This window comes from Acinetobacter sp. UBA5934 (assembly GCF_002430855.1).
Lineage (GTDB): Bacteria > Pseudomonadota > Gammaproteobacteria > Pseudomonadales > Moraxellaceae > Acinetobacter.
Window position 1 is genome coordinate 1 of record NZ_DJDC01000083.1, and the last position, 11,314, is coordinate 11,314.

Here is an 11,314-nt window from a genome sequence, read left to right on the forward strand (position 1 = left end):
AAAGATTGGTTCGAGAGTTGCTGGTTAAAGCTTTCTAGTTCGTTATGTTTGCTATTTAAATATTGATCCAGCAATAAAAATTCTTTCAGCTTTTGCTGTTCAGCCGGGGTCATAAAATGCACACTGCTTTGATCGATAAAGATTGATCGTTTAATCCGCCTAGCTCCCGCATAAGCCATACCGCGCCAGTTTTTAAAAGTATCTGTCACTAGTTTATTGGTTGGAATAGTGGTTAAGGTCTTGTCAAAATTTTGTACGGTAATGGTATGTAATGACATATCAATGACATCGCCGTCAGCGTTTAGTGAAGGCATCTCTATCCAGTCACCAATTCGCACCATGTCATAAGATGAAATCTGTACTGACGCGACCAAAGAGAGAATGGTATTTTGAAATACCAGCATCAGTACTGCTGCCATGGCACCAAAACCGGCCAGCAAGGTAAAGACATCCTTTTTAAGGAACGTACCTAAAATCATCAAGCCACAGACAATAAAGATGATCAGCTTAACTAGCTGTAAATAACCTTTAATCGGCTTGTTCTTTGACTTGGGATTACGTTGATAAACCAGATTAAAAATACTTAAAAATTCACTGATGGCCAAAGCAATGGTAAGAAAAATAAACGCCTGTGCCGCCATTTGAACAAAAACAATGACTTTTTCTGAAAGATGCGGAACCGTGATAATTCCGTTCATAATCACAATCGCTGGCACGATATTGGAAATCCGGCGGATCACACTGTGCTGGGCAAAAATTTCATGATTGACAAATTTCATCTTGGAAATCAGTTGGCGAATACCGCGAACCACTACCTGCTTGGCAATAAAATTTGCCAGGAATGCCAGTAAAATTAAAATACTGAGAGAGGTGAGCATTTCTAGCCATGGATATTGATCTGACCAGTCCTGAATATTTTGTATAAATGCCAATTGTTCCAAAACTTACCCTGAAATTCTTAAATGATGAATAGTGTATAGGGTTATTTTTTTATTCTGATAAAGATAACGTTTTATATACATGAACTAAAACAAAATTCACCAGCTGCGCTGATACTGCAATGGCTTAATTTTTTATCATGATTTTGTTCTTATAGTCTATGCCAATACGAATACTGGCATAGAGAACTACTTTAACTATTGATGAACGAGACTTACCACATTAAATCATCAGGGATGACATAAGCGGCATAAGGATCTTCCTCATCTGTGGTTTGTTCATTCTTCTCGGAATTATTCACAATAATGAAGCCTTCCATTTTGTCATTAATGCGCTCTGCCAAAGCCTTGGGTAAAACAGCGTAACTTTCAGCTTCTTTGGCAATAATTAACGAACCAGCAACCAGGGCATTGTAAATCTGCTGATTGAGATAAATCTTTTTGACTTTATTGTCATCAATAAACTGGTAGGCAACTTCACCATCGGTATCTTTAATTTTGTGCTGATTGATCATTTGAACAATGGCAGCTTTTAATTCTTTACCTTGTAGCAGGCGTTTTTTCTCTAAATCCAGCGCCTGATCGCGAGCCAGTTTCTCTTGCTGATCCTGGGCAATTTTGGCCTTTAATTCAGCTTCGTTGCTTTGTCCGGTACGTTGCTCATGTACAGCCTGTTTTGACAGTTTTTTAGCCTTTTTATTATCGACTAAACCCGCTTTTAGCAATTGAGCCTGTAATGCATTTTTGACCATAATAAATTCCGATATTACTCTTGAGTCTGTCGATAACGATAATAAATCACCCAATAAATCGAGCTAAGGGTCCAACTTAACATCGCAGGGATAAGGAATGAGTTTAATTTTAAATAAGGATACATCAGGCTCGCAAGCAAACCGCCAATGAAAAATCCAAATAAAATGAGTAAATGAAGAATAATGCGTCGACGTTCTACTTCTAAACCACGTAGCCTGTAGCCTAACGCCAAACCCAAATCGGTCAAAACGCCTGATAAATGGGTTGTGCGGATGATCGTGCCTTTATAATGACTGACCATGGCATTTTGCACACCCATCGCTACACATGCCCAAAGCAAGGCATAACGAGGGAAATAGGGCAATAAAAACCAGCACAGCATAATAAAAAGAGCCACCAGGCTTAAAGGTAAACCGTAGCGGCTTCCTAGCTTAAACTGGCTATTTCCCAGTATCAATCCGCTATAACAGGAACCGATCACATAACATAGGACAACCAAGCTCAAGTAGAGGATCTGTTCAGGTTGCCACTTGAGTAAAGCCATGGCCAGCATGCTGACATTACCGGTCATGTGTGAAACGGACTGATGCAACACGGTCACCAGTCCGAGGACGTTAATCATTCCTGCATTCATTGCAAGAAAAAAAGCACCTAATTGAACCCAGAGCGGTAAAGTTTGAAGAGGCATGACGTCATAAAAAAATACTTAATAATGACTATCTTAATCCAAACCACGATCAACAGCAGCAGTAAATAACACATCTGTTGAAGAATTTAATGCGGTTTCAGTCGAATCTTGCAACACACTGATCACCATACCAATCGCAACGACCTGCATGGCGATATCGGAACTAATACCAAACAGGCCACATGCGACAGGAATCAGCAGTAAAGAACCACCGGCAACACCAGATGCACCACAAGCAGAAACGGTTGCAAGCACAGATAAAACCAGCATGGTGGTGAAATCAACCGAAATACCCAAAGTATTGACTGTCGCCAATGTTAAGATGGTAATGGTGACTGCGGCACCCGCCATGTTAATCGTTGCACCGAGTGGAATAGCGACACTCGCTGTAGATTCATTCACCCCTAAACGCTTGGCTAAATCCAGATTCACAGGAATATTGGCTGCCGAGCTTCGGGTAAAGAACGCGGTAATGCCACTTTCACGTAGACATTTGAAAACCAGCGGATAAGGGTTAGCTCGAGTAACAAAGGCCACCATGATTGGATTAATGACCAATGCTACAAAGAACATGGTGCCAATCAATACAGTGAGTAATTGGGCATAGCTTTCAAACGTATTTAATCCCGCTTCAGCAACTGTAACCGCAACAAGACCAAAAATACCCACCGGGGCAAAGTTAATCACCAAACGAATTACGCTATTTACGGCATTTGCAGCATCGGTTAAAAAGATTTTAGTGCTGTCTGATGAGTGACGGAACGCAGCACCCAAAGCAACAGCCCAGGCCAAAATACCAATAAAGTTCGCTTCACTAATTGCAACAACAGGGTTCGCCACAAAGCTTAAAAGCAGATTCTTTAAGATTTCAATCAGGCTGCCTGGTGGTTGCAGGTCCGCATTTGCCGGGATATCCAGAAATAATGTACTTGGAAAAAAGATGCTGGCAATTACTGCACTTAATGCAGCCAAGAACATCCCAATACTATACATCACAATAATCGGTTTAATGTTGGCGCTATGGCCGACTTTAAAATTGGCAATAGACGATAAAACCAGAATAAAAACCAATATAGGTGCAACAGATTTAAGAGCTTTAATAAACAAGTCACCCAAGAGGCTTAAATAGGGAGCGACATTAGGGAACAAAACAGCAACACCAATACCTAAAATAATGGCGATAATAATTCGGGAGACTAAACTCAAACGCATTAAAGCAGAAAACATAAAGGTGCCTTGTCACACATACGAGGACTAAAAAAATCACAAAGATATGCGGCATTTTATACCTAAAATTGATATTGCTAAAAAATAATTTCCATATAAAAACTAACTGTTTATTTTTAAAGTCGATATTTTCAATTTTTAATTAAAATTTTTCATATTTTGAAATATTCAAGTAATACAAATGCTTCTGCTTATTCTGCTGTGTTGTATTTGGTCAGGCCATTCTATTGGATGTATTTTAGTCTTTCACTAAAGTTCAAAAGCTATTTTTGAGAGCAACACCAGAAATCCCATGTGGCTAGTTTTATCTCATTGATCTTAAAAATCTTCTGGGGAAAGTTCTTGCATGGCCTGAAAATGCGAAAGATAAATCTTGCCACTTAAGTGTTTCAGCAATTTTGAATGCTGTAATTTATCCATCACTGGACCCTTAATTTCCGAGAAATTCAGTTTAATGTTCAATTTATTAAGCTCGGCATTCAGATCTTCCAGCATTTCCAGCGCACTCAGATCAATAGCACTAATACTGGAACAGTTAAGAACCACATGCTCTAAATCAGCATATTGACTCATAGCATTAATCAGAAAGCCTTTAAAAGTATTGGCATTTAAAAAGGTCAGGTTTTCATCTATCCGCATGGACAGAACTTTGTTGGAGGTCAGTACATCATGACGCTGTATATTTCTAAAATGCTGGGTTCCTTCGACCAGACCAATGACCGCAATATGCGGGCGGCTGATACGCCAGAGCAGCAAAATAAAGGTAGAGACAATCCCCAACAGCAAACCGGTCGAGATATCGATGCAGAGCACACCAAAGAAGGTAATCCACATGGCAATACCGTCTGCTTTGGAATAACGCCAAGTTTCAATAAATGGCTTAAAATCAACCAGTTTCCAGATAGACACGATGATGGTGGCTGCCAGAATGGCCAAAGGTAAATCACGGAAGAAACCAGTAAAATAGAGGCTGACCAGGATAATAAGCAGGGATGAAATCACGCCTGCCAGCGGCGTTTTGGCACCGGCATCTGCATTGACCACCGTGCGCGATAAACTTCCGGTGACTGGAAATGCCGAGCTGAGACCGGAACTTAGATTGGATAAACCTAACGCAATCAGTTCCTGGTTACTATTTAAATGACTGCGTTGCTGTAAGGCAGTGGCCTGAGCAATGGACAGTGATTCGACAAAGCTGATCATGGCGATCATGGCTGCACCTGGCAACAAGGTCATGACCAAATCCAGATTCCAGTAGGGCATACTCAGCGGGGGAAAACCAGAAGGAATTTCTCCTACCGTTTTAATGCCCACGGCTTTTAAATCTAAAAAATAGACCGCTGCAATTGAAATCACCACCAAACTTAAAGGCAAGGCTTTAGTCAAAAAAGCTGTCGAACCTATCCGGCTTTGCACAGCATTAGAACGTAAAACTTTAGGAAGATAAATCAAAAAAATAAGTGCAAGCAGACCAAACATCAAAGATGCCAAGTTGCTGTAACTCATATATTGCCAAACACTGAGTACAAACTCAGGAATATTATTGGCCTTTAAAGGTACATCGACCAGAAATTTGAATTGGCCTAAAGCAATCAGCAAGGCAGAAGCAATAATAAAACTCTTGATCACCGGATGACTAATCAGCTGAATCAAAAAGCCAAATCGAAAGATGCCTAATAAAAGTGAAATAACACCTACCATCACGGCCAGTAGACAGGCAGCCTGTATATAAACGGGAGAACCCACTTCAAACAGCGGATTGAGGGTCGCGAAAGTCATCATGGAAATAATCGCGACCGGGCCAATAGACAGTGTAGGACTGCTTCCGACCATGGCGTAAATGATCATGGGCAAAATACTGGCATATAGTCCTGTAATGGGCGGTAATCCAGCCAGCATGGCATAGGCCATTCCTTGCGGAACCAGCATTGCGATGACAATCAGTGCTGAAAGAAGGTCAGATTTAAATTTGTTTTGATTGTATGTACGCAACCAGCGCCAGGCGGGTAATAATATTGTTAAGCGAGAATTTAAATCTGACATATCTAAAGCTAAATCACTATTTCAGATATATTATGCATAAAAAATGCTAAGAAGTCTTGTTTCAGGAAGATAGGGACTAATGACATTTACTGTGCAAAATAGCGAGAACTTAAAATTTACTCGCCAAACCAGATTCAGCAGCAAGTGCAGTTTAGATAAAAAGATAATCTTTTTCGGATTTAAAAAGTAAGCCTGCAAGGCATTCCTTTAGTTCCGGCATAGTGTGATGATTTTGCCAGCAGGATATTCCTTCAGAAAAGCTGGATTCTGATATTCTCGGCACGATTAAAATCGAAATTTATGATTAAAATTTTGTTAATTTTATCGATAAATATGTTATAAAATGTAAATATAGTCACACTATTTTAGGGTCAAGTTTTGAAACAGATTCTTTTGGCACTTAAATTAAATCTTCGAAAACTGATCCTGATTTCGACTATTATCAGTGTGTCGTGCTTATTTATTGTGTCTGTATTTATTCTCAACTATGTGATTAAAGACCAGCTCATTCAAAATTCACTTTTAGTGAATGTCAAATATGCTTCAAAGGTTGCCAATAGTGCAGATCAGCATTTTGATGATATGCTGAAAGAGTTAAAATATAGTGCTGACCTGTTAGGACAAGATTTTTCTAATCCTCAATTAATTCAAGAAGAAACAAAGCGTCTTAAAAATCAATCTAACAAATTTAATAGTTTATTAATTGTAGATCCGCAAAGAAGAATCATCTCTTTTGCGCCGCAAAGTTTAAATTTGAGTAGCCATATTTCATATAAATCAGTCGGCATTACTGAGTCTTTAAAGCATAAAACCACCTATATTTCTTCTCCTTATTGGTCAGTGAGACATAATCTGGTGGTAATGTTGTCGCAACCCATTTATGACCGAAATAAAAATTATCAGGGCATGATTGGCGGCACGATTTATCTACAAAAAAATAATCTTATCCAGAAAATGCTTTCAACCGAATATGATTTTAAAAAAAGTTATATGTATGTCATTGACCAGGATAATCGAATTATTTTTCATCCAGATCCGAAAAGGATTGGCGAAAAAATTGTCAATAATACCGGGCTGGACTATATGGTACATAAACGAATAGGAAATGTCCGGTTAATCAATAGTCGGGGCGTCGAAAATTTGGCAGGTTTTGCCTATATTCCGAGTACCAACTGGATTGTCGTTTCCCAGCAACCGACCGAAGAACTGTTAAAGCAAGCCAATGTGATTCTTTTAAAAGTTTCGGTCGGAATTTTATTTTTCTATTTATTTATCTTTTTTATTGTCTGGAGAATGTCGCGCTTTATTTCTTCACCTTTAAATAGCTTGGCGAAAATGGCCAGTATGCTTAATCAGCCAGACATTCAGGATAAAATTAAACAGGTTGATCCCTGGTATTTTGAAGTTTTAAAGTTTAGAACCTCATTGCTGCTCAGTTCCCAAGCCTTTACTGAAAAGATTACGGAACTGCGTCAACATGTAAATACCGATCCACTGACAGGTTTATATAATCGACGGGGAATGCAAATCTTTTTAAAAGAAGTGGTGAGTCTAGAGAGAGATTTTGCCGTCCTTGCAATTGATATCGATTTTTTTAAGAAGGTGAATGATACTTATGGTCATGATCAGGGAGATATCGTTTTAAAAACCCTGGCCAGTTTTATGAATAATAATTTCAGAGAGGGAGACATTTGTTGTCGTATAGGCGGGGAAGAGTTTATTGTATTAATGACCACCTCAGACCCTAAGGTCGCTTATAATGCTGCGGAACGTTTAAGAAAAACAATGGAATCAAGCAACATTAATTCTATCGGACCCATCACCATATCTATTGGAATTGCCTTTTGGCCTAAAAGCTCGGACAGTGTGAGCGAAGTTTTTAAAATGGCGGATAATAAACTTTATCAAGCTAAAAATAATGGACGTAACTGTATTCGTTATTAGAGCATGGAACGGTAGTTATTTTTCTACTTCTTCTACCGGCTTATAATGAAGCTTGAGCTCTGAAAGTGAAGCCGGTCTAGCAAAATAGAAACCTTGAAAATGGTCACATGCATATTCTCTGAGAAACTGGGCTTGGGCTTGAGTTTCTATCCCTTCAGCAACCACTTGTAATCCTAGTTGATGAGCCATGACAATAATAGCTGCGACAATAGCACCATCTTTCTCATTTTGAGGTAAATGTTCAATAAAACTGCGATCAAGTTTGATTTCATCCACAGGTAAAGTGCGTAAATAACTCAGGCTGGAGTATCCTGTTCCAAAGTCATCGACAGAAACTTTGATGCCCAAATCACGGACCGCATTTAAAATTTCTAAAGAACGGTCAGCACCTGCAATTAACATGGTTTCCGTGACTTCAATTTTTAATAATTCAGGCTGTAACTGTGTATTGGCCAAGGTCTCTCGTAACTCATACAAAAAGCCTGTGCGCTTGAACTGTAAGGGCGAAAGATTGACGGCTACACTCAGGCTGGCGCTATTTTTCTTATTCCATTCAACAATATCCTGACAGGCTTGCTGTAAAACCCATTGACCAATCGCTACAATTTGACCGGTTTTTTCGGCGAATGGAATAAAGTCTGCTGGAGAGATAAAACCTCTTTGTGGATGCTGCCAGCGGATTAAGGCTTCTACACTTATTAGCTGGCCTGAATGAGCATCAATAACCGGTTGATAAACCAATCTAAACTGTTGTTCTTGCAGGGCAAGCATTAATTCATGCCGCATCAGCACATAATCGATTTTCGGTGTGCTTGTAGCGTCAAAAGCATACCAGTGCCAGGCATTTCCACCTTCTTTTTTTGCTTCATTCATTGCATGTATCGCATGATGAAGCAATTGGGTAGATTTTTCTATCTGAGCGCCATCATCTGCAATACCAATACTCGCACTCATATGGATTTTATGGCCATCGATATCAAAGGGTACGGACAGACTTTTTAAGATACGCTCTGCAGTGACGGCGGCCTGTTTTAAATCATGGCATTTATTCAGCAATATGCCAAATTCATCTGCGGAAAAATGAGAAATGATATCTTCTTCTTGAACGATCTGACGCAGGCGATTTGCTACAGCAATCAGAAGCTGATCACCACTGAGGTGTCCCAAACTTTGATTTAAAGGCTGGAAACCATCTAAATCAACATACATGACGATCAGGGGACGATGATGCTCATGCGGTATGTGGTGAAAAGCGACATCCAGTATTTTTTCAAAGGTATGATGATTAATTAATCCGGTTAAACTGTCGTGGGTTTGTTGCCGGGCGATATATTCGCTATTTGCCCGCTGTTGAGTAATATCCTGCTGAATACCCATAAAATGTGTGCAGATATTTTTGTCATCAAAAACCGGTCCTAATATCAGCTGGTTCCAGAACCAGCTACCATCTTTACGATAATTCTTTAAGGTGATCTGAATTTCTTGTTGTTCTTGGAGGGCATGATGGATTTTATTAACTGTTTCAGGATCTGTATCAGGGCCTTGCAGAAAACGACAATTTTTACCGATCACTTCTTCTTTATTATAACCGGTCAGCGATTCAAACGCAGGATTAACATATTCAATGGCCTGATCTGGGGCAGCATTGCTCAATATAATTCCAAGAGGATTGGCATCGACACTACGTTTAAGCAGACGCAGCATTTCTTCACTTTCACGCCGTTCTGAAATATCACGAGCGATACCAAAAACGCCCACCACCTGTTGAGCTTGCGTAATGGGTAAATAAGTCAGGTCTAGCCAGTAACTTTCCCCTAAGACATTCAGGGCTTGAATTTCCAAATGCTGACTGTTTCCCTTTAAGGCTTGTTCAAATGCAGTTTGAGCCAAAGATTGAAATTCAGCACAAATAAAATTCGAGAAATGTAAGCCTCGAGCCTGTTCAAGATTAAATTGAGTGATCTTTTCAGAAACAAGATTAACATCAATCACGATGCCTTCTAGATTATGTTCAAAAATCGCGTCCGGATGGTAAGTGAAGAATGAGCGATATTTATCATGCAGAGCCAGTCTCTGCTGACGTTCTTCATGCAGATCCATACTTAAGGCAATGAGAGATGCCGCATGACGAAGTAATTTAATATGAGTCGGTGTTGGACATTTAGGCGAGCGATAATACGTTCCAAAGGTACCGTAGAGTTTGCCTTGCGCGTTAATAATAGGCGTAGACCAACACGCATTCAGATTTTCTTCTTGGATAAGGGTTCTGAAATTGTTCCAGTTCTGATCGGTAGTTAAATTTTCACAAATCACGAGTTTTCGGTGAAAAGCTGCTGCACCACAAGCACCGACATTTGGGTCTGCTTTTATCCCATTAATTGCTTCTTGATATTGGGTGGAAAAATGGTGGGTACCGCTAATCAGGCTTAACGTTTGTTCTGTCTCTGAGTACCCCATAATGGATACCATTGAATCCGGTATCCGGGCTTCTAACCATTCACTGACGGTCTGAAATATGATGGGTAAGTCAGCGTGTTGCCCAATTAAATGAAAGATAGATTGAGTATCTAAATAACTCGCTGTTTGACTCATATCGCATTCCTTCCCTGAGTTGTATCGCGTATTTTTTAATAGATTCTCAATCAAAATCTTTACACCAGATCGATATACTGATTATTAATTTTGTATAAACAATATAACAAAAATGTGATTATCCTCACATAGAATTATTTGAAAATCTGCATAGATATCAAGCTTTGACTTAAATAAATTATATTAATGCTCATTCCTCTAAAAAATATCTACCTTTGCTAAAAACGCTAAAACTTACTGTGCCAGCTGTTCTTTGCAGAGCCATAAAAAATCTCTACTTATTTCTAAACTGTATTATTCAATAATGCAAAAAAATGGAATATAAAATCAAGTCATATCTAAAAAGAAGGGGGGATTTATATGAAATCATGCATGAAGTAAAAATGCATTTACAAGATTAAAGCAGTGTGAGCTTCTGCAGCTCGTTATGACAAGCTAGAGCAGAACTATAAAAGTGAGATTGCCCTAGCTGGTGTCTTTATCTGTTTATACCTATGAAATGTCAAAAGATATTAATATCTTTTCCATTTTCTTTTGAGATAGTATTAAATTAGATTTTTCGGACAATACAGTTGATAGAGGTTATTCAGTACCTGAACGAGTTTTTCATCTTTAATGGAATAAAAAATCTGTTTGCCATCACGACGCGTAGTCACCACATCGCTTTTACGTAGCATCATCAATTGCTGGGATAACGTAGGTTGGTTAATCTGTGTCATCTGCTCTATTTGGGAGACATTTAATTCCTGTTTGGCAAGATGACATAAAATAAGTAAACGATCTGTATTGGCTAATGATTTTAATATCGTGACCACAATATCAATAGACTCATGCATAGAAGCAATTTCAAGATCGGTGTTCATACAGCATTTCCATACTACGCAACAGTAACCTTGGCAGTATAATCCCTGATGAATCTTATATAGGATGAAAATGTAAGATTTTCAATGGTTTTTAATGAAGGTAATTATCAAATATTCTTATATTCATTAAAATAAGGCATTTAACCTAAATTAAATGCCTTATATGCACATCAAATATAGCGGATCAGGTTTTAGGGGTGGTTTTGAACGCTTTTAATTCTTTCTCGTTAAAATGTAGAGCTTGCGTAATCGCCTGACGCATTTCA

General features: G+C 38.9%; 8 protein-coding genes. 1 reads left to right on the forward strand and 7 read right to left on the reverse strand.

Translation table 11 applies throughout. The annotated features are described in order from the left end of the window. From B2Y23_RS05910 to B2Y23_RS05930, 5 genes are all read right to left on the reverse strand, one after another. Positions 1-941 (reverse strand): mechanosensitive ion channel family protein (locus tag B2Y23_RS05910; protein WP_291369581.1); only part of this gene is annotated, 941 nt, incomplete at its 3' end. A 212-nt stretch (positions 942-1,153) separates the two neighbouring features. After that, on the reverse strand, positions 1,154-1,690 hold the full coding sequence (locus tag B2Y23_RS05915) for a DUF2058 domain-containing protein (RefSeq protein WP_291354515.1): 537 nt from the start codon (positions 1,688-1,690) through the stop codon (positions 1,154-1,156). A gap of 14 nt (positions 1,691-1,704) precedes the next feature. Beyond that, positions 1,705-2,379 (reverse strand): YoaK family protein, encoded by a 675-nt coding sequence (locus tag B2Y23_RS05920; RefSeq protein WP_291369583.1) that lies wholly within the window; start codon positions 2,377-2,379, stop codon positions 1,705-1,707. 33 nt (positions 2,380-2,412) lie between these two features. Further along, positions 2,413-3,606: a serine/threonine transporter SstT gene (gene sstT / locus B2Y23_RS05925; RefSeq protein ID WP_291369585.1), complete on the reverse strand. Its 1,194-nt coding sequence runs from the start codon at positions 3,604-3,606 to the stop codon at positions 2,413-2,415. A gap of 318 nt (positions 3,607-3,924) precedes the next feature. Beyond that, a complete protein-coding gene (locus B2Y23_RS05930; protein WP_291369588.1) occupies positions 3,925-5,649 on the reverse strand; it encodes a SulP family inorganic anion transporter in 1,725 nt (574 codons plus the stop codon). Between the two features lie 378 nt (positions 5,650-6,027). On the opposite strand from B2Y23_RS05930, the gene B2Y23_RS05935 reads away from it, so the two are divergent. Further along, a complete protein-coding gene (locus tag B2Y23_RS05935) occupies positions 6,028-7,593 on the forward strand; it encodes a sensor domain-containing diguanylate cyclase (RefSeq protein ID WP_291369590.1) in 1,566 nt (521 codons plus the stop codon). A 15-nt stretch (positions 7,594-7,608) separates the two neighbouring features. On the opposite strand, the gene B2Y23_RS05940 is transcribed toward B2Y23_RS05935, so the two are convergent. Beyond that, entirely contained in the window at positions 7,609-10,185 is a 2,577-nt protein-coding gene (locus tag B2Y23_RS05940) for a bifunctional diguanylate cyclase/phosphodiesterase (RefSeq protein WP_291354519.1), read from the reverse strand. Positions 10,186-10,730: 545 nt separating this feature from the next. Next, positions 10,731-11,048: an ArsR/SmtB family transcription factor gene (locus B2Y23_RS05945; RefSeq protein ID WP_291354520.1), complete on the reverse strand. Its 318-nt coding sequence runs from the start codon at positions 11,046-11,048 to the stop codon at positions 10,731-10,733. Positions 11,049-11,314 lie beyond the last annotated feature (266 nt).